This window comes from Streptomyces mobaraensis (assembly GCF_020099395.1).
Lineage (GTDB): Bacteria > Actinomycetota > Actinomycetes > Streptomycetales > Streptomycetaceae > Streptomyces.
In genome coordinates, this window is the sequence record NZ_CP083590.1 from 3,218,921 (window position 1) to 3,237,282 (window position 18,362).

The 18,362-nt window shown below is 72.5% G+C and carries 16 protein-coding genes; 8 read left to right on the top strand and 8 right to left on the bottom strand.

Going from position 1 to position 18,362, the window contains the following annotated elements; all coding sequences use genetic code 11:
- Positions 1–31: 31 nt before the first annotated feature.
- The 4 genes from K7I03_RS13745 to K7I03_RS13760 form a co-directional block, all read right to left on the bottom strand.
- Positions 32–961: an RpnC/YadD family protein gene (locus K7I03_RS13745; protein WP_185941575.1), complete on the bottom strand. Its 930-nt coding sequence runs from the start codon at positions 959–961 to the stop codon at positions 32–34.
- A 220-nt stretch (positions 962–1,181) separates the two neighbouring features.
- Complete coding sequence (locus tag K7I03_RS13750) at positions 1,182–2,579, bottom strand: sensor histidine kinase (protein WP_185941576.1); 1,398 nt, start codon at positions 2,577–2,579, stop codon at positions 1,182–1,184.
- The gene (locus K7I03_RS13755) at positions 2,576–3,379 is read right to left on the bottom strand and encodes a response regulator transcription factor (protein WP_185941577.1); all 804 of its coding nucleotides are present in this window, start codon (positions 3,377–3,379) and stop codon (positions 2,576–2,578) included. The genes K7I03_RS13750 and K7I03_RS13755 overlap by 4 nt, the downstream gene beginning before the upstream one ends.
- Before the next feature lie 270 nt (positions 3,380–3,649).
- Positions 3,650–4,924: a S1C family serine protease gene (locus K7I03_RS13760; protein WP_185941578.1), complete on the bottom strand. Its 1,275-nt coding sequence runs from the start codon at positions 4,922–4,924 to the stop codon at positions 3,650–3,652.
- Between the two features lie 355 nt (positions 4,925–5,279).
- Between K7I03_RS13760 and K7I03_RS13765 the strand changes: the two genes are divergently transcribed.
- Complete coding sequence (locus K7I03_RS13765) at positions 5,280–6,557, top strand: damage-control phosphatase ARMT1 family protein (protein ID WP_224347037.1); 1,278 nt, start codon at positions 5,280–5,282, stop codon at positions 6,555–6,557.
- A gap of 218 nt (positions 6,558–6,775) precedes the next feature.
- Here the strand turns inward: K7I03_RS13765 and K7I03_RS13770 are convergent, their stop codons facing one another.
- Together K7I03_RS13770 and K7I03_RS13775 are read right to left on the bottom strand one after the other, a co-directional pair.
- Positions 6,776–7,804, bottom strand: a complete 1,029-nt coding sequence (locus K7I03_RS13770; protein WP_004943907.1) for a LacI family DNA-binding transcriptional regulator — start codon at positions 7,802–7,804, stop codon at positions 6,776–6,778.
- A gap of 24 nt (positions 7,805–7,828) precedes the next feature.
- Positions 7,829–8,632, bottom strand: coding sequence for a winged helix-turn-helix transcriptional regulator (locus K7I03_RS13775; RefSeq protein WP_185941579.1), 804 nt, complete (start codon positions 8,630–8,632; stop codon positions 7,829–7,831).
- Between the two features lie 271 nt (positions 8,633–8,903).
- Here K7I03_RS13775 and K7I03_RS13780 point away from each other — a divergent pair, with 271 nt between their 5' ends.
- Positions 8,904–9,755 carry an alpha/beta hydrolase family protein gene (locus K7I03_RS13780; RefSeq protein ID WP_260630102.1) on the top strand — a complete coding sequence of 284 codons (852 nt, stop codon included), beginning with the start codon at positions 8,904–8,906 and terminating at the stop codon, positions 9,753–9,755.
- Positions 9,756–9,931: 176 nt separating this feature from the next.
- Here K7I03_RS13780 and K7I03_RS13785 read toward each other — a convergent pair whose 3' ends face one another.
- Positions 9,932–11,827 carry an ABC transporter ATP-binding protein gene (locus K7I03_RS13785; protein ID WP_185941673.1) on the bottom strand — a complete coding sequence of 632 codons (1,896 nt, stop codon included), beginning with the start codon at positions 11,825–11,827 and terminating at the stop codon, positions 9,932–9,934.
- A gap of 245 nt (positions 11,828–12,072) precedes the next feature.
- A complete protein-coding gene (locus K7I03_RS13790; RefSeq protein ID WP_185941580.1) occupies positions 12,073–13,806 on the bottom strand; it encodes an ABC transporter ATP-binding protein in 1,734 nt (577 codons plus the stop codon).
- A gap of 234 nt (positions 13,807–14,040) precedes the next feature.
- Here K7I03_RS13790 and K7I03_RS13795 point away from each other — a divergent pair, with 234 nt between their 5' ends.
- The 6 genes from K7I03_RS13795 (at position 14,041) to K7I03_RS13815 (ending at position 18,290) form a co-directional block, all read left to right on the top strand.
- A complete protein-coding gene (locus tag K7I03_RS13795) occupies positions 14,041–14,352 on the top strand; it encodes a MoaD/ThiS family protein (protein ID WP_185941581.1) in 312 nt (103 codons plus the stop codon).
- A gap of 21 nt (positions 14,353–14,373) precedes the next feature.
- Positions 14,374–15,873 (top strand): hypothetical protein, encoded by a 1,500-nt coding sequence (locus tag K7I03_RS13800; RefSeq protein ID WP_185941582.1) that lies wholly within the window; start codon positions 14,374–14,376, stop codon positions 15,871–15,873.
- A 173-nt stretch (positions 15,874–16,046) separates the two neighbouring features.
- The gene (locus tag K7I03_RS13805) at positions 16,047–16,751 is read left to right on the top strand and encodes an LmeA family phospholipid-binding protein (protein WP_185941583.1); all 705 of its coding nucleotides are present in this window, start codon (positions 16,047–16,049) and stop codon (positions 16,749–16,751) included.
- A 166-nt stretch (positions 16,752–16,917) separates the two neighbouring features.
- Positions 16,918–16,998 (top strand): putative leader peptide, encoded by an 81-nt coding sequence (locus tag K7I03_RS34320; protein ID WP_398278107.1) that lies wholly within the window; start codon positions 16,918–16,920, stop codon positions 16,996–16,998.
- Between the two features lie 116 nt (positions 16,999–17,114).
- The gene (locus tag K7I03_RS13810; RefSeq protein WP_185941584.1) at positions 17,115–17,957 is read left to right on the top strand and encodes a sulfurtransferase; all 843 of its coding nucleotides are present in this window, start codon (positions 17,115–17,117) and stop codon (positions 17,955–17,957) included.
- Between the two features lie 45 nt (positions 17,958–18,002).
- Complete coding sequence (locus tag K7I03_RS13815) at positions 18,003–18,290, top strand: DUF1416 domain-containing protein (protein WP_185941585.1); 288 nt, start codon at positions 18,003–18,005, stop codon at positions 18,288–18,290.
- Positions 18,291–18,362: the final 72 nt, after the last annotated feature.

The following is an 18,362-nucleotide window of genomic DNA, read 5'->3' on the forward strand; positions in this document are numbered from 1 at the left end:
CGTCCTCACACGGCCGTGATGGTTTCCGACGTCAGGACCGCTCGTCGAAGAGGTCCTCGGCGCGGGTGACGGTGAAGGCACGGTCGAGCCACAGGCCGAGAGTGTCGAGATCTGCGCAACCGCTGACGCGTTCCCGCACCGCGTCCGGCACGTCGAGCTCGCGGTGGGCCAGGATACGAAGTACCTGCTGCGCACGCTCCCTGAGGCGGCCCTCGGCGCACCCCTCGGCCAAGCCCTTCTCCCGGCCCTCGGCCAAGCCCTTGTCGTACGTCTCCTCAATGAGGGTGCCGCGGCCGGGGAAGTACGTGCGGACGTTCATCAGCTTCCTCCAGATTTCCCTTGCCCGGGTGTCTCCCAGGCCGATCTCCAGCATTTCCCAGTAGTACTTGGAGGTCTCCCGGTCGACCGTGTACAGCGCTTGAGCCAGTGTCTCCAGTATGGCCGTGGCATCCGGATGCCGCCCGTGTGTCAGCGCGGAGAACGCCGCCAGGGTGAGGTCCTGTGCGGCCTCTTCGACGTCCAGGATGATCGGAAGATTGCCCGGCCCCAGGACGAGCGGCTGTACGGAGAGTGACGTCCACTCGGCGTGCCCCAGGGGGAAGGGACCGACGGCCCAACCTGCCGTGGCCTTGTCCTGGCACACGACGAGCAGCAGCGCCGGGCAGGAATACTTCGCCATCAGAAACGACAGGTAGTAGGCCCAACTCACCGGCTTGTCCTCGGCCCTGCGTCCCTGCGCCTCGATGGCGAGCAGGAACCCGTCGCCACCGTCGGGCGGCCTGATACGCAGAACGCTGTCCACCCGGCGTTCCAGCGGTCGGATCTCCGTGACATCCCCTGTGAGGACTTCGACGGCCGCTTCTTCCGGCAGGGAGACGCCAAGGATCCGGAACACCGGTGACAACAGCCCGGGGCGCTCCTGAAAGATCCGGTGTGACGTCTCATGTTGTGACGTGACCATGGGCTGAACGTAGGACTGCCGTGGAGCATTCACCCCGCTTTCGGCGGGCGGTCACTCATTCGACGCCTGGCGCGATCACCTGTTCCTTTGCGAACTCGCGTTCCTCGCCGTTCGCCACGGCGTGCGGCGCATTCCGGTGCGCCGCCCGGCGAGAGCCCGAGCGGCGCCGCGCGCCCTCCGCGCGGGTCAAGGGGCAGGCGCACGGCGAACGCCCGTGGCCTCACCCGCCCGGTACCTCCGCCGGCGGCTCCACCGCCGCCCCCGGCAGCCGGACGACGGCCACCGTGCCGCCGCCCTCCGCCGGCCGGAGGCCGACCTCACCGCCGGCGCGGCGGACGGTTCGGGCGACGATGGAGAGGCCGAGACCGCTGCCGGGAAGGCCGCGCGCGGACGGGGAGCGCCAGAAGCGGTCGAAGACGTGCGGGAGTTCCTCGGCGGGGATGCCAGGACCGTGGTCGCGGACGGTGAGCTCGCCGCCGGACAGCCGGACCTCGATCTCCCCGCCGGGCGGGCTGAACTTCACCGCGTTGTCGAGCAGATTGACGATCGCGCGCTCCAGCGCGGGCGCCTCGGCGCGTACGTACCAGGGGTCGAGCGCCACCGTCATCGTGAGCCCCGTGGCGCGCAACCGGGCGCGTTCGACGGCCCGCGCCGCCGCCTCGTGCAGTCCGACGACCTGGACGGGTGCTGCGCCCGGGGCGCTGTCGGGCCGCGAGAGCTCCTGGAGATCGCCGATGAGATCGGCCAGTTCGGTCATCTGCGCCTTGACGCTGCCGAGCAGCGCCTTGCGGTCCTCGGGCGGGATGGCCCGGCCGGTCTCCTCGCTGCGGACGAGCAGGTCGATGTTGGTGCGCAGGGAGGTGAGCGGGGTGCGCAGTTCGTGGCCGGCGTCGGCGATGAGCTGCTGCTGGCGGTCCCGGGAGGAAGCGAGGGCGGCCGTCATGGAGTTGAAGGAGCGGGAGAGCCGCGCGATCTCGTCCTCGCCCTCGGCGGGGATGCGGACGGCCAGGTCCTCGGTGCGGGCGATGTGTTCGACGGCACCGGTGAGCTGGTCCACCGGGCGGAGGGCCGCGCGGGCGATGACGAGGCCGATGGCCGCCGCGCCGAGGACGCCGATGCCCGCGGTGACGACGAGGACGATGGCGAGCGCGTTCATGGGCCGGTCGACGTCGCTCACGGGCTGGGCGATCATCACGGCGATCCCGGGCGTCACCCGGGAGGTGGCCACGCGCATCTCGGTGCCGTCGTCGGCCCGGGCGTCGTGCAGGGCGTCGTCCAGCCGCCCGGTGGCGACGGCCAGGTCCTCGACCGCGACGCGGACCGGGGACCGGCCGAGCTGGGTGCAGGCGACGCCGTCGGCCGTGACGGCCTGAATCGTGTACGGGGACGGGGAGACCAGCTTGTCGGGGACGCGGGTGCCGCACCGGTCGAGCAGCCCCTGCACGTAGTCGTCGGCGACCTTCTGGCGGCTGAGCGTGGTGTCCCGTTGCTGTTCGAGCTGCTCCTTGGTCAGTATCCAGCAGGCTCCGGCGGCCACCGCGACGGCGACGGCGACGGCCGCGGCCGTGAGGAGGGCGAGCCGGGAGCGGAGGGGCAACCGGCGAAAGCGCTTGATCATTCGGTGCCGTCCGCCCGTTCCGCGCCGTGCGCACCGTCCGCGCCGTGCGCACCCTGAGCGCCGTCCGCCCGGAGGACGTAGCCGACGCCGCGCACGGTGTGGACGAGGCGCGGCTCACCGCCGGCCTCGGTCTTGCGGCGCAGGTACATGACGTACACGTCGAGGGAGTTGGACGACGGCTCGAACTCGAAGCCCCATACGTGCTTGAGGATTTGCTCGCGGGTGAGCACCTGGCGGGGGTGGGCGAGGAAGAGTTCGAGGAGGGTGAACTCGGTGCGGGTCAGCTCCACATGGCGGGCGCCGCGCGTGACCTCCCGGGTGTCGAGGTCCATGCGCAGGTCGGCGAAGGCGAGGACGTGCGTCTCCTCGGGCGCGGCGGGGGTGGCGTACGCGCTGCGGCGGAGCAGGGCGCGGATGCGGGCGAACAGCTCGTCGAGCTCGAACGGCTTGACGAGGTAGTCGTCCGCGCCGGCGTCGAGGCCGGTGACGCGGTCGCCGACGGTGTCGCGGGCGGTGAGCATGAGGATGGGGGTGGTGACGCCGGCGGCGCGCAGCCGGCGGGCGGCGGTGAGGCCGTCCATGCGGGGCATCAGCACGTCGAGGACGATCAGTTCGGGCTCGTACGCCGTGACCTTGGCGAGCGCGTCCAGGCCGTCGACGGCCAGTTCGGTGCCGTAGCCCTCGAAGGCGAGGCTGCGGCGCAGCGCCTCACGGACGGCGGGCTCGTCGTCCACGACCAGGATGCGGGCGGGCGCGGGGGTGTGCGCGGTCGTGGACGCGGACGGGTCGGCGGAGCTCATCTCGACGTTCCTCACGTGTTTCATTTCGGCGGGCGCCTCGGCTGCTTCGGCGGGCGTCTTGGCTGCCTCCGGTGCCGCCTTGGCTGCTTCGGCAGTCGCCAGGGCTTCTTTTCGGCAGTCGCCAGGGCTTCTTCCGGCGGGCGCCACGGTTTGGCGGGTGCCTCGACGGTCAGCTCGGCGGTCGCCTCGCGGTCGCCCGGGCGGCCGGCGGCCGGTCCGCCGGTACCTCAGCTTCCCACGCGGCCCTCCGCGGCTCCCGCGGCCCGCGGCTCAGTCGCCGCTGCCGCCCGTGCCGCCCGCGCGGAGACCGGCCAGGTCGGCCTTGACGTCGTTGACCGGGATGGCGAAGCCGAGGCCGACGCTGCCCGCAGAGTCGGACGATCCGCCGCCGCCACCGGAGCCGGGCGCGAACATGGCCGAGTTGATGCCCACGATCTCGCCGTTCATGTTGATGAGCGCGCCGCCGGAGTTGCCCGGGTTGAGGGAGGCGTCGGTCTGGATGGCCTTGTAGGTGGTCTTGGACGAGCCGGTGTCGCCGTTGTACTGCTCGCCGCCGAACTCGAACGGCCACTGGGGGCCGTTGTCGCGCTGGCGACCGCCGCCGCCCTGCTCCTTGGGCACGGTGACCTCGCGGTTGAGGGCGGAGACGATGCCGCTGGTGACGGTGCCGGTGAGGCCCTCGGGCGAGCCGATCGCGACGACCTGGTCGCCGACCTGGAGCTTGCTCGAGTCGCCGAGCTTGGCGGGCTTGAGGCCGCTCGCGCCCTCGATCTTGATCAGGGCGAGGTCCTTGCCGGGGTCGGTGCCGACGACCTTGGCGTTCTTGGTGGTGCCGTCGTGCAGGGTGACCTGGACGGTGTCCGCGCCGGCGATGACGTGGTTGTTGGTGATCACTTCGCCGCTCGCGCCGACGATCACGCCGGAGCCGGTGGACCGGCCGCCGGAGGTGGCCGCCTTGATCTCGACGATGCTGGGGCTGACGGCCTGGGCCACGGCGCTGACGCCCGCGCTGCGGCTGGCCGCGTTCTGCACCGGGGTCGGCCGGCCGGTGTCGCCACCGCCGCCGGTCAGCCCGGAGACCAGCGCGGCGGACCCGCCGCCGACCAGGGCGGCGACGAGGGCGCAGGTCGCGACGAGGGTACGGGCGCCACGTCGGCGCCGGGGCGGCTCGGGGGCGGGGGCGGGGTGGCCGAAGGTGGCGTAGCCGCCGTGACCGCCATGACCGTCGTGACCGCCATTGCCGCCATTGCCGCCGTGGGTGCCGTGAGCGTCATGACCGCCGTGGTTGCCGTAACCGTCGGGGCCTATGGGGCTCGCGGGGCCGAAGGGAGCGTACGCGCCGCCTCGGTGCACACCGGTGGCGTACGTGCCGCCGCCGTGGGCGGCACTCCCGTCGGCGCCGGCCCCCGTGGCGGCGCCGGGCCAGACGGTGGAGCCGTCCGGCGTGCTCACCGGGCCCTGCGGCGGCTGGGCCGGCAGGGCGGGGTAGGCACGGGGGGACTCAGGGTGCTGGTGACCGCTCGGGCGGGGGTTCTCCGTCGTCATATGTATGACTTTCCTCCCTGTTCATGAGAACAGTCTGAGTGGGCGCTGAAAAGCTCGCCAGAAGGATGCGCTGCCACCGGCCCCCGGCACCGCCCCGCACCGCCGGGGCACGGCTCCGGCGTGGCGCGGACGGGTCGCGGGGCGCGCGGGTATCCCCGAGCGCCCCTGACAGGGTTCCGTCATGGTCCGAACGGGCGATACGGCACTGTCCGGTGGGCATCCTGATGTTGCGGAGGGCAGGGACGGCTCCGGGAGCACCGGGCCGCCTTTCCCACCCCTCCCCATCCATTCGGTTTTCCCCGCAGCGCCCGGGACGGCCCGGAAGCGCGCTCGGAGTGTTCGAGGAGTGAGGACGATGACGATGATGACGACGACAAACGCGAATGGCACGGCCCCCGCCCCCGCCCACGGCATCGCCGACCCCGGCGCATACGGCTGGGGGGTCTTCCACGAACGGCACCCCGTCCTCGTCCGGCGGCTGTGCGAGGGCAATCCGTACGGGCCGGAGCAGCGGGCCCGTCTCGACGCCCTGCTGGACGAGTCCCGCACGGGCAGGGTCCGGCCGCCGGCGCCGGAGACGGCCGCGGCCGCTCCGTGGGCGGCCCGGGACCGGCGCCGCTTCGGCCGGCCGTGGAGCGAGGCGCCGTTCCTGTGGGCGGAGAGCTACTTCTACCTACGCCTGCTGGAGTGCGTCGACCACTTCTCCCCCGGCCCCTGGCAGGGGGTCGATCCGTTCGCGCCCATGAAGAGCGCCGAACTGGCCGATCCCGGGCTGGAGTCCGATACCGGCTGGCTGGACGGGCTCGCCGGCGCGCCGCCCGACGAGGCGTTCCGCGCCCTGGTCCTGGCCTCCCTCTACGGCAACCGCGCCGACCTCGGGTTCCGGCTGGTCCAGGCGGTCGCCGACCCCACGGAAGGTGACTCGGCGAACGGCGATCCCTCGGATCCCTCGGATCCCTCGGACGGCGATCCCTCGGGCGGTCCGGGAGCCTCCGGCATCCCCTTGCTCGCGGACGACATCGAGGCCCTGTGGAAGCACGTCAGCCGCCGCCCACCGGGCGACGTCCACATGATCCTCGACAACGCGGGCCGGGAGCTCCTCGCCGACCTGCTCCTCGCGGACCACCTGCTGACGACCGGACGCGCGACGTCCGTGGTGCTGCACGTCAAACCGCGGCCGTACTACGTCTCCGACGCCACGGCCTCGGACGTCCGGGACTGCCTGGTGCGCATGGCCGGCTTCGGGAACGAGGCGGGCCGGGCGGCCCGGCGCCTCCGGGAGGCCGCCGCCACCGGCCGGCTCCGGCAGGCCACCCACGACTTCTTCTGCTCGCCCCTCGAATTCGCCGGCATGCCCGCCGATCTCCGCGCCGGCCTCGCCTCGGCCGGCCTGTGCGTGTACAAGGGCGATCTCAACTACCGGCGCCTGGTGGGCGACCGCGCCTGGCCGGCGGACCGCCCGTTCGCCGACGCCGTGGCCGGCGTGCCCGGGTCGCTCGTCGCGCTCCGCACCCTGAAGTCCGAGGTGGCGGTGGGTCTCCCGAGGGAGACCGCGGACCGGCTGGACACCGCACGGCCGGGCTGGCGCACGGACGGTTCGCAGGCCCTCGTCCAGACACGGCTGCGGCCGTGAACGGGACGGGCGGAGGGCGTTCGCGCCCGTGGAGGCGGGAGCCTCGCGGCCGGCACGCCCGACGGAGCCGGTGGGGCCGGTGGGGCCGGTGGGGCCGGTGGAGCCGGTGGAGCCGGTGGAGCCGGTGGAGCCGGTGGAGCCGGTGGAGCCTGCGAGATCAGTGGAAACGGTGGCGCGGCCTGTGGTGCCCGCGCCGGTGCCGTGGGCCTGGTGGTCCGCTACTCCCCGCCGCACCCGCACGACCGCCGGACGACCAGCGCCGAGGGGAACTGCTTCAGCCGCTCCCGCCGCGTGCCCGCGAACCGCAGGCCGTCGTCCAGCACCAGGTCGACGGCCGAGCGGGCCATCGCCTGCCGGTCGGAGGCCACGGTGGTCAGCGGCGGGTCGGTGAGCGCCGCCTCCTTGACGTCGTCGAAGCCGGCGACGGCCAGCTCGCCGGGGACGTCGATGCGCAGCTCCCGGGCCGCGCGCAGCACGCCGATGGCCTGGTCGTCGGTGGCGCAGACGACGGCGGGCGGGCGGTCCGGGCCGGAGAGCAGGTCCAGGGCGACCTTGTAGGCGTCGTAGCGGTTGTAGGGGGCGTGGAAGAGGCGGCCCTCGGTGGACCGGCCGGCCTCGCGCATCGCCCGGCGCCAGCCCTCGACGTGGTCGGTGACCGGGTCGCCGACGGCCGGGGTGTGCTCGGTGCCGCCGAGGCAGGCGACGTAGGGGTGGCCGTGCTCCAGGAGGTGCCGGGTGGCGAGCTGGGCGCCGCCGATGTCGTCCGTCACCACGGCCACGTCGTCGATCGCGTCGGGGCGGCGGTGCATGAGGACCACGCGGGCGTCCCACGCGTCGATCTCTATGGCGGCGTGCTCGCTCGGGCCCTGGCTGATCAGGATGAGGCCGGAGACCCGCATGCCCAGGAAGGCCCGCAGGTAGTGCACCTCGCGTTCGTCGAGGTAGTCGGAGTTTCCGACGAGGACCATCTTGCCGCGCTCCGCCGCGGCCTGTTCGACCGCGTGCGCCATCTCCGCGAAGAAGGGCTGGCGGGCGTCCGGGACGATCAGGCCTATGAGGTCCGTCCGACGGGAGGCCATCGCCTGGGCCACCCGGTCCGGCCGGTAGCCGAGCTCCTTGATCGCGGCCAGCACCCGCTCCCGCGTCGCCGGTGCCACCGGGCGCGGTCCATTGTTGATGACGTAGCTGACCACCGCGGTGGATGTCCCCGCCAGTCTCGCCACATCGTCCCGCGTCACCTTGGCCACGCGCGGCAGTCTACGCGGGTCCACCTACCGTTTGGCCGGTCGCGGACTCTTTGTTCGGCCGGGGGCCGGCGCCTCCGCGGCGGGGGTCCGCGCCGGCGGCTCCGCCACCCGTTCGGCCGCCGGAGCGGAAGCGTCCGCCTTCTCGCTCTTGTCCGGTTTCTCCGGCAGCACGAACCGGTAACCGACGTTCCGGACGGTCCCGATCAGCGACTCGTGCTCGGGCCCGAGCTTCGCCCGCAGCCGCCGCACATGGACGTCCACGGTCCGGGTGCCGCCGAAATAGTCGTAGCCCCAGACCTCCTGGAGGAGCTGAGCCCTGGTGAAGACCCGGCCCGGGTGCTGGGCCAGGTACTTCAGCAGCTCGAACTCCTTGAAGGTGAGGTCCAGTACCTGTCCCTTGAGCTTGGCGCTGTACGTCGCCTCGTCCACGGACAGGTCGCCGGTGCGGATCTCCATGGGGCTGTCGTCCGTCGAGATCTGCTGCCGGCCCATCGCCAGCCGCAGCCGGGCCTCCACCTCGGCGGGACCGGCGGTGTCGAGGAGGACGTCGTCCACGCCCCAGTCGGCGGTCACGGCGGCCAGGCCGCCCTCGGTGACGACGAGGAGCAGCGGGCAGCCGGGGCCGGTGGAGCGCAGCAGCTGGCAGAGGCTGCGGATGTGCGGGAGGTCCCGCCGGCCGTCGATCAGTATGACGTCGGCTCCGGGCACGTCCACCAGCGCGGGGCCCTCGGCGGGAGCGACGCGGACGCTGTGCAGCAGCAGCCCGAGCGCGGGCAGCACCTCGGCGGAGGGCTGGAGGGCATTGGTCAGCAGCAGAAGGGAGCTCATCGACGGTCACCCGCCCCGCTGTCCGTCCTCTCCCCCGGCCTGGCGTCGGTCCTGCCGTTCCTGTCGTGCGCGCTTCGCTCGCCCATGGCGTCGGTTCCTCCTCGGTCCCTGCGACGGGGGTACCACCCAGGCGTGGTGCTGGGGGAGTGTTCGGGTGCGCGCCCGGAAGCACGCGTGCGCCCGGTCGTCCGCAGGGCGCGCACGGCCGAATGCACAAAAGGACCCGGGGGCGACTCTGCCCGGATCCTCTCTGCGCAGCAGAATAGCCCACATGACTTTCCCGGGCGCCGACGACTTTGCCCGACCTTGTGTTTCGTCGATCACTTCGGGTGGTCATCGCATCGTCCTCTTGACAGCCGACGGAGTGCGGGTGGAGGCCGCCCACCAGCCCGGACCACCGCCGTCCGGGAAGGGCCCGCGGCCCCCGGCCGTCGTGCTCGCGCACGGCTTCACGGGAGCCCTGGACCGGCCCGCGCTGCGCCGGGCGGCCGGGGTGTTCGCCCAGCACACGGGCGTGATCACGTTCTCGTTCCGGGGACACGGCCGTTCGGGTGGGCACTCCACCGTCGGCGACCGGGAGGTGCTGGACCTGGCCGCGGCGGTCGGCTGGGCCCGGCGGCTGGGGTACGAGCGGGTGGCGACGGTCGGCTTCTCGATGGGCGGATCCGTGGCACTGCGCCACGGTGGCCTGTACCTCCCGGAGACCGGCCGAGAGCACGAGGGGCGCACGGGGGCACACGCCGACATGGTGGTGTCGGTGAGCGCGCCCGCCCGCTGGTTCTACCGGGGGACGGCCCCGATGCGGCGGCTGCACTGGGCGGTGACCCGGCCGGCCGGGCGGGCGGTGGCCCGCTGGGCGCTGCGCACGCGGGTGCACTCCGGCGAGTGGGATCCGGTGCCGGTGCCGCCGGTGGCGGCGGTGCGGTTGATCGGGCCTCGGCGGGTGCTGATCGTGCACGGGGATCGGGATCCGTACTTCCCGCTGGAGCATGGGCGGGCGCTCGCGGCGGCCGGGGATCCGGCGGCCACGGAGCTGTGGATCGAACCGGGGTTCGGCCATGCGGAGGCGGCTGCGCCGGACGGGTTGATGCGGCGGATCGCCCGGTGGGTGGTCGAGGGGTAGGAGGCCCCGGTCCCGCCCTCTCACCGTTTCTTGCGGGGGCCGGCCCCCGCACCCCCGAAACCGCGCTCCGCGCGGTTGTCCTCAAACTCCCCCAGAGGGGGTGCCCCCAGACGGGCTGGAGTGGGCGCCCTATTCAGCCCGTCCGGCGAAGCCGTGAAAGCGGGGACCGGGGCCCCCTACGCCTCCTCCGCCACCGGCTGCGCGAACTGTGCCGCGTACAGCCGCGCGTACGCGCCGTCCGCCGCCAGCAGCGACTCATGATCGCCCTGTTCCACGATCCGCCCGGACTCCATCACGAGGATCAGGTCCGCGTCCCGGATCGTGGACAGCCGGTGGGCGATCACGAAGCTGGTGCGGCCGGAGCGCAGTTCGGCCATGGCCTGCTGGATGAGCACCTCGGTGCGGGTGTCCACCGAGCTGGTGGCCTCGTCCAGGATGAGGATCTCGGGCTCGGCGAGGAACGCCCGCGCGATGGTGATCAGTTGCTTCTCGCCGACGCTGACGTTGCCGCCCTCCTCGTCGATCACCGTGTCGTAGCCGTCGGGCAGCGTCCGGACGAAGCGGTCGACGTGGGTGGCCTTGGCCGCCTCGACGATCCGCTCGGTCGAGGCGCCGTCGGCGCCGTAGGCGATGTTGTCCGCGATGGTGCCGCCGAACAGCCAGGTGTCCTGAAGGACCATGCCGATGTGGGAGCGCAGCTCCTCACGGGAGAGGGTCGCGACGTCGGTGCCGTCGAGGGTGATCCGGCCGCCGTTCACCTCGTAGAACCGCATCAGCAGGTTGACCAGGGTGGTCTTCCCGGCGCCCGTGGGGCCGACGATGGCGACGGTCTGGCCGGGCCGGACGGTGAGGGAGAGGTCCTCGATGAGCGGCTTGTCGGCGTCGTAGCGGAAGGAGACGTTCTCGAACGTGACCTCGCCGCGGACCCGGCCGAGCTTCCGCTCGTCGTCGTCCGGGGACTGCTCCTCGGCGTCGAGGAGCTCGAAGACGCGCTCGGCGGAGGCGACGCCGGACTGGACGAGGTTGGCCATGGAGGCGACCTGCATCAGCGGCTGGCTGAACTGGCGCGAGTACTGGACGAACGCCTGGACGTCGCCGATCGACAGCGAGCCGCTCGCCACCCGCAGTCCGCCGACGACGGCGACGAGCACGTAGTTGAGGTTGCCGATGAACATCATCGCGGGCTGGATGACGCCGGATATGAACTGCGCCTTGAAGCTGGCCCGGTAGAGCTCCTCGTTCTCCTTGCGGAAGACCGCGGCGGACTCCTCCTGCCGGCCGAAGACCTTCACCAGCGAGTGGGCCGTGTACATCTCCTCGACGTGGGCGCTGAGCCGGCCGGTCGACGCCCACTGGGACACGAACTGCGGCTGTGCGCGCTTGCCGACGGCCGTGGCGACGTACACCGAGACGGGAACGGTGATCAGCGCGACGACGGCCAGCAGCCAGGAGATCCAGAACATCACGGCGAGCACGCCGACCATGGTCAGTACCGAGGCCATCATCTGGCTCAGGGTCTGCTGGAAGGTCTGGGCGATGTTGTCGATGTCGTTGGTGGCGCGGGACAGGATCTCGCCGCGTTGGTGCTTGTCGAAGTAGCTCAGCGGCAGCCGCGCCAGCTTCTCCTCGACGTCCTGGCGCAGCCGGAAGACGGTGCGCTGGATGGCGGCGGTGACGACCCGCGCCTGGAGGAACCCGAAGAAGGACGCGGCGACGTAGATCAGCAGCACCCACAGCAGCACCGTGCCGACGGCGCCGAAGTCGATGCCCTGGCCGGGTGTGAAGTCGACGCCGGACAGGACGTCCGCGATGTTGCCGTGACCGCTGTGGCGCAGCCCCTCAAGGGCCTGGGCCTTGGTAGTGCCCCCCTGCATCTGCTGTCCGACGACACCGGCGAAGATGAGGTCGGTGGCGTGGCCGAGGACCTTGGGGCCGGCCACCGACATGGCGACGCTGGCCACCGCGAGCAGCAGCACGGCCCACAGCATGTGCTTCTCGGGACCCATGCGGGCGAACAGGCGCCGGCCGGAGCCCTTGAAGTCGGCGGACTTCTCGGTCGGCTGGCCGCCCATGTAGCGGGCGATGCCGGACGCGGGCGCGGGCCCCCGACGGGCCGGGGCGGCCTTCCCGGGCTGTCCACCGGGTTGCTTCCCGGCCTTCCCCGACTGCTTCCGCGACCGTTTCCCGGGCTGCCCGCCCGGCTGCTGCCGCCCGGACGGCTCCGCCGGTCCGGCGGCGGACGCCGGTCCGGAGCCCTCGGTGGCCTGCGGTCCGGGCCGCTCGGGCTCCGTCGACCGCTGGGACTTCGCCGGCGTGCTCACGCGGCCTCCTCCTCGGTGAGCTGGGACAGCACGATCTCCCGGTAGGTCTCGTTGGAGGCCATCAGCTCGGTGTGGGTTCCGGTGCCGACGACGCGGCCCTCGTCCAGGACGACGATCCGGTCGGCGTCGCGGATGGTGGAGACGCGCTGGGCCACGACGAGGACGGTGGCATCCCCGGTCTCCCGGGACAGCGCCGCCCGCAGCCGGGCGTCGGTGGCGTAGTCGAGCGCGGAGAAGGAGTCGTCGAACAGGTAGATCTCGGGTCGGCGCACCAGGGTGCGGGCGATGGCCAGGCGCTGGCGCTGGCCGCCGGAGACGTTGGAGCCGCCCTGGGCGATGGGGGCCTCCAGCCCCTCCTCCATGGCCTCGACGAACTCCCGGGCCTGGGCGGTCTCCAGTGCCGCCCACAGCTCCTCGTCCGTCGCGTCGGGCCGCCCGTAGCGGAGGTTGGAGGCGATGGTGCCGGTGAAGAGGTAGGGCTTCTGCGGGACGAGTCCCACCGTGCGGGCGATGAGGGCGGGGTCGGCCTCGCGCACGTCCACGCCGCCGATCAGGACCTCGCCCTCGGTGGCGTCGAAGAGCCGGGGGACCAGCCCGAGCAGCGTGGACTTGCCGCTGCCGGTGGAGCCGATGACGGCGGTGACCTCGCCGGGGCGCGCGACCAGGGAGACGTTCCGGAGGACGGGTTCCTCGGCGCCGGGGTAGCGGAAGCCGGCGCCGCGCAGTTCGAGGTGGCCGTGCCCGCGCAGCTCGGTGACCGGCGCGGCGGCCGGCACCACGCTGGTGTCGGTGTCGAGGACCTCGTGGATCCGCTCGGCGCAGACCTCGGCGCGCGGCACCATCATGAACATGAAGGTGGCCATCATGACCGCCATCAGGATCTGCATCAGGTAGCTGAGGAACGCGGTGAGGGCGCCGATCTCCATGTCGCCGCTGTCGATGCGGTGCCCGCCGAACCACAGCACCGCGACCGAGGCCGCGTTCACGATCAGCATCACGGCCGGGAACATGACGGCCGCCAGCCGGCCGGAGCGCATCGAGACGTCCATCAGCGCGGTGTTGGCCGCGTGGAAGCGCTCGCGCTCGTGCTTGTCCCGGACGAACGCGCGGATGACGCGGATGCCGGCGATCTGCTCGCGGAGGATGCGGTTGACGGTGTCGACCCGCTCCTGCACGTCCTTGAACATCGGTCGCAGCCGCCGGACGGTCAGCGAGATGACGACGCCGAGCACGGGCACGATGGCCAGCAGCAGGCCGGACAGCGGCACGTCCTGCTTGAGGGCCATCACGATGCCGCCGAAGCACATGATGGGCGCGCCCACCATCAGCGTGAACGACATCAGGACCAGCATCTGGACCTGCTGGACGTCATTGGTGGTCCGTGTGATCAGAGAGGGCGCCCCGAATCTGCCCACCTCGCGGGACGAGAAGGACTGCACCCGGTCGAAGACCTCCTCGCGCAGGTCCCGGCCGACGCCCATGGCGATGCGCGCGCCGACGTAGACCGCGCCGAGCGAGCACACGAGCTGGACGAGGGCCACCGCCGCCATTACCCCGCCGGTGGTGAGGATGTAGCCGGTATCGCCCTTCACCACGCCCTTGTCGATGATGTCGGCGTTGAGCGTCGGCAGATAGAGCGTCGCGAGGGTTTGGACGAGCTGAAGGAGCACCACCAGCGCCAAGGGGCGGGAGTAGCGCTTCATTCGGGCTCGGAGTAGGCGTACCAGCACACGAGAAGCCTATGCGAACGCCGTTCGTCCGATCCCCTGGTTTTCGCCGGGGGTTTCACCCCTGATTCCCTGCCGTCACTGGGGAATCCGCCCCGATTCCCTCCGGGTTCTCCCGGGATTCCGTCCGGATTTCGCGGCCGGGGGCCGGGGGCGGCCCGGTACCCGTCATCATGGAGGCGGAAGAAACGGCGACGACGCAGCCGATTGCACAGGGAACCGAGACGCGAAAGCGGGGTGGCCGTGGCGACCGCAGAAACGGCACGACCGGGGCCGCCGGGCCGGACGGCGCCGACGGGCACGATCCGGTACTGGGCCGCGGCGAAGGCCGCCGCCGGCACGGCCGAGGAGCCCTACACGGCACCGACGCTCGCCGACGCGCTGGCCGCCGCCCGGGAGCGGCACGCGGAGCACCCGGAGTTCGCGCGGGTCCTCGCGCGCTGCTCCTTCCTCGTGGACGGCGACCCGGTCGGCACCCGCGCGCACACCACGGTCCAGCTGGCCGAGGGCGGCACGGTCGAAGTGCTCCCGCCCTTCGCAGGAGGGTGACACCGGCACGATGAGGGCACGATGAGCGACCAGTACCACGACCCGTACCAGCCGCGGGACCCGTACGCCGGGTACGGCGAGTACGACGGAAACGGCCACCAGGGCGGTGCCGCGCACCAGAACGGCGCGCACCAGAACGGCCACCAGAACGGGCACCAGCACGGCGGTCACCAGGCCGGCACCGGCCACGACGGCTACGCGGCGTACGACCCGCAGGCCGGCGACGGCACGACGGGCGGCGGCACGACGGGCGGCGGCGCCTACGGCTACGCATACCCCCCTCAGCACCCGCAGCAGCAGGCGCCGCAGCAGCCGCATCACCAGGCCCAGGCCCACCAGCACCAGGCCCACCAGCACCAGGCCCAGGTCCAGGCCCACCAGCAGCAGCACCCGCAGGCGTCGCAGCAGACCGGGGCCGCCTGGCCCACGGCCGGCGGGCAGCAGGGCTGGGCGCCCGCCGACGACCAGCCGACGCAGACGTGGCAGGCCCAGACCTGGGAGACGCAGACCTGGCAGCAGCAGCTGCCGGTGGCCGAGCCGTCGTACGGGTCCCAGCCCTCCGTCCCCTCTCCCGCACAGGCCCCCGTACAGACGCCCGCGCAGGCCCCCGCCTGGGCCGGTGCCGCCGGGCCGGAAGCCGACGCCGCGGACTGGCCGCGGCACCGGCGGCCCGAGCCGGCCGCCGGGTTCGGGACGGACCCCGGCAGCCGGCCGGGGGCGGTGCCCGCGCGGGTGCCGGCCGTCGTCGAGGAGCCGGAGCGGCCGATGACGGCCGCGGAGAAGGCCAAGGCGGAAGGGCGGCCGCAGATCCTGTCGCCCGGCCTGCGGCCCGCGCTGCTGACGGCCGTCCTGGCCGCGCTGGTGGCGCTCGCCGCGCCTCTGGGCCAGGCGGCGCTGGCCGTCCCGGTCGTGCTGCTGCAGGCGGTGACCGCGGCGGGCTGGTTCCGGCTCAACGGGATGTGGCCCGCCCGCCAGGGCATCGCGCTGGCGTTCCTGGGCGGTCTGGTCGCCGACGCAGGCCTGCTGGCCGTCAAGGCCGAGCGGGCCCCCACGGTGGTCCTCGGCACGCTCGGGGTCTGGCTGCTGCTGGTGGTCATGCTCCAGCTGCGCAGTCACGCCTCGCCGGACGAGCGGCTGTACGGGCTGACGACGGCCGGCGGTTCGACCGTCCTCGCGGTCCTCGCGGCCGGCCATCTGGCCGCGGACACGGACGCGGTGGTGGTCGGCGGCATCGCGGTCGCCGTGACGGTCCTGGCCCGGGCGCTGCCCCTGCCGTCGATGGCGTCCCCGGTCGTCGCGCTGCTCGCGGCGGCGGGTGCGGGCGTGCTCGGCGGGCAGCTCACGCACACCGGGGGCTCGGCGGCCCTGCTGGGCCTGGCGGCCGGCGTCTGCGCCCTGGCCGGCCTGCGGGTGGCGAGCTACGACTACCCGTCGCGCTTCGTGCACATGACCGCGGGTGTCGCCCTGCCGCTGGCGCTCGCCGCCCCGGCGGTCTACGTCGTGGGCCGGGCGCTCTTCTGACACACCCCGCAGGTTCCGACGGGCCGTGTGACCCGTCACGTGGGCCGTCCCCGGAGAACCGGGGGCGGCCCTCCGCCGTCTCCATGGTCGTCAGGACCACCGGTGCCCGACCACCGGCTGGGTAGGCTCGCCGGAACGGCAAGCCCGAACCGACCCTGGGGGAACGTCACCCGATGCGCGCCATACGCACCCTGCTGATCCTCTTCGTGATCCTGGGCGGCCTCTTCGTCGCCGCCGACCGTGTGGCGGTCTGGTACGTGGAGGACGAGGCGGCGGGCAAGATACAGAGCAGCCAGAACATGTCGGGCAAGCCCGACGTTTCCATCAAGGGCTTCCCGTTCCTGACCCAGGTGGCGGACTCCAAGCTGGACGAGGTCGAGGTCTCGCTGGACGGCGGCGTCACGGCCGGCACGGGCGACAAGTCGATCCGGGTCAGCGACTTCGACGCGACCCTGCACGGCGTCCGCGTCGACAGCAGCTTCACCTCCGCCGTCGCCGACCGGGCCACCGGCACGGCCCACATCTCGTACGAGGACCTCAGCCGCATCGCCGGGCAGGGCATCACCGTCGGCTACGGCGGCAAGGACGCGTCCGGCACCAGCCGGGTGAAGGTGACGGGCAGTATCCCGCTGCCGATGGGCGTGGTGAAGCGGAGTGTGGTGTCCACGGTGAGTCTGGTGGGGGACACGCGGGTGCGGGTGCACGCGGAGAAGGTGCCCGCGGATCTGCCGGGGCTGGAGGGGCTGATTCGCTCGAAGACGGATTTCGAGCGGGAGATCACCGGGTTGCCCCGGGGGATCAAGCTGGAGAAGCTTGAGACGAATGAGAAGGGTGTGGAGATCACACTGGGTGGGACGGGTGTCCGCCTGGCGGGATGAGCCCCAGCCCCGCCCCTTCGCCGTTTCCTGGGGCTGCGCCCCAGACCCCCCTTTCGCGGCTCCGCCGCTCGTCCTCAAACGCCGGACGGGCTGAAATGCGAGACAATTCGTCTCACATAGCGACACACCGGTGACACCCCTCCCCCACCCTCCCTACGATCGCATCATGAGGCGACAGGCGGATCTCACCAAGCGGCGGGCAGTCGACCTGTGCCGTGTGGCCGCCATGCTGTGTCGTCGTGCCTGACGGGGCTCCGCCCCCTCTTCGGCCGGCCGCTCCGGCCCCCCTCCCGCATCACCGCCATGTGCCGGCGCCCGGCGCGCCGTCGGCGTACCTCAGCAACTGCCCCGGAGGAGAACAGCATGAGCCGCAATGACGTCCTGGTGGATGCCGACTGGGTCCAGGCCCGCATCGACGCAGGCGACGCCAAGACCGTCATCGTCGAGGTCGACGAGGACACCTCGGCCTACGACAAGAACCACATCAAGTCCGCCATCCGGATCGACTGGCGGACGGACCTCCAGGACCCCGTCCGCCGCGACTTCGTGGACCAGGCGGGCTTCGAGGAGCTGCTGTCCGCGAAGGGCATCGCCAACGACGACACGGTCGTCCTCTACGGCGGCAACAACAACTGGTTCGCCGCCTACGCCTACTGGTACTTCAAGCTCTACGGCCACCAGGACGTCCGCCTCCTCGACGGCGGCCGCAAGAAGTGGGAGCTGGACTCGCGCGACCTGGTCGCCGAAGTCCCGCGGCGGCCCCGCACGGAGTACAAGGCCAAGCCGCAGGACGCCTCGATCCGCGCGTTCCGGGACGACGTGCTGGCCGCGATCGGCAGCCTGAACCTGGTCGACGTCCGGTCCCCCGACGAGTTCAGCGGCAAGCTGCTCGCCCCCGCCCACCTCCCGCAGGAGCAGTCGCAGCGCCCGGGCCACGTCCCGTCGGCGCGCAACATCCCCTGGTCCAAGGCGGCCAACGACGACGGCACGTTCAAGTCGGACGACGAACTCCGGGCCGTCTACGAGGGCGCGGGCGTGGACCTGACGAAGGACACCATCGCGTACTGCCGGATCGGCGAGCGGTCGGCGCACACCTGGTTCGTCCTGCACGAGCTGCTCGGACAGCCCAACGTCCGCAACTACGACGGTTCCTGGACCGAGTACGGCTCCCTCGTCGGCGTGCCGATCGAGCTCGGCGCCAACTGACCCGCCCGAGCGACACCACCAGGACCACGAGGAAAGGTACGCAGCATGTGTGGAGCCAAGGCCGGCGGCCCCGACGCCTCGACGGCCAAGCCGGGCGAGACGACCATCCAGGGTTCCGTGACCCGTGACGGGGTGCCCGTCGCCGGTTACGTGCGTCTGCTGGACAGCGACGGCGAGTTCACCGCGGAGGTCCCCACCTCCGCGACCGGGCAGTTCCGCTTCTACGCGGCCGAGGGCACCTGGACGGTCCGCGCGCTCGTCCCGGGCGCGACCGCCGACCGTACCGTCGTCGCCCAGGAGGGCGGGCTGGCGGAGGTGGCCATCGCCGTCTGAGCGAGCCGTACAGAGCACGGCGCCTCGCGCGCCGGACGGCCGGAGGGCCGCACCCCGGGGTTTGGACGACCT

What these genes read in the sequence shown, in the direction of transcription:
- K7I03_RS13815 (WP_185941585.1), top strand. Translation starts at nt 18,003, where the DNA reads ATGTGTGGAGCCAAGGCCGGCGGCCCCGACGCCTCGACGGCCAAGCCG.
- K7I03_RS13775 (WP_185941579.1), bottom strand. Translation starts at nt 8,632, where the DNA reads ATGAGCTCCCTTCTGCTGCTGACCAATGCCCTCCAGCCCTCCGCCGAG.
- K7I03_RS13755 (WP_185941577.1), bottom strand. Translation starts at nt 3,379, where the DNA reads ATGAGCTCCGCCGACCCGTCCGCGTCCACGACCGCGCACACCCCCGCG.
- K7I03_RS13800 (WP_185941582.1), top strand. Translation starts at nt 14,374, where the DNA reads ATGAGCGACCAGTACCACGACCCGTACCAGCCGCGGGACCCGTACGCC.
- K7I03_RS13780 (WP_260630102.1), top strand. Translation starts at nt 8,904, where the DNA reads ATGACTTTCCCGGGCGCCGACGACTTTGCCCGACCTTGTGTTTCGTCG.
- K7I03_RS13805 (WP_185941583.1), top strand. Translation starts at nt 16,047, where the DNA reads ATGCGCGCCATACGCACCCTGCTGATCCTCTTCGTGATCCTGGGCGGC.
- K7I03_RS34320 (WP_398278107.1), top strand. Translation starts at nt 16,918, where the DNA reads ATGAGGCGACAGGCGGATCTCACCAAGCGGCGGGCAGTCGACCTGTGC.
- K7I03_RS13810 (WP_185941584.1), top strand. Translation starts at nt 17,115, where the DNA reads ATGAGCCGCAATGACGTCCTGGTGGATGCCGACTGGGTCCAGGCCCGC.
- K7I03_RS13750 (WP_185941576.1), bottom strand. Translation starts at nt 2,579, where the DNA reads ATGATCAAGCGCTTTCGCCGGTTGCCCCTCCGCTCCCGGCTCGCCCTC.
- K7I03_RS13760 (WP_185941578.1), bottom strand. Translation starts at nt 4,924, where the DNA reads ATGACGACGGAGAACCCCCGCCCGAGCGGTCACCAGCACCCTGAGTCC.
- K7I03_RS13765 (WP_224347037.1), top strand. Translation starts at nt 5,280, where the DNA reads ATGACGATGATGACGACGACAAACGCGAATGGCACGGCCCCCGCCCCC.
- K7I03_RS13785 (WP_185941673.1), bottom strand. Translation starts at nt 11,827, where the DNA reads ATGGGCGGCCAGCCGACCGAGAAGTCCGCCGACTTCAAGGGCTCCGGC.
- K7I03_RS13745 (WP_185941575.1), bottom strand. Translation starts at nt 961, where the DNA reads ATGGTCACGTCACAACATGAGACGTCACACCGGATCTTTCAGGAGCGC.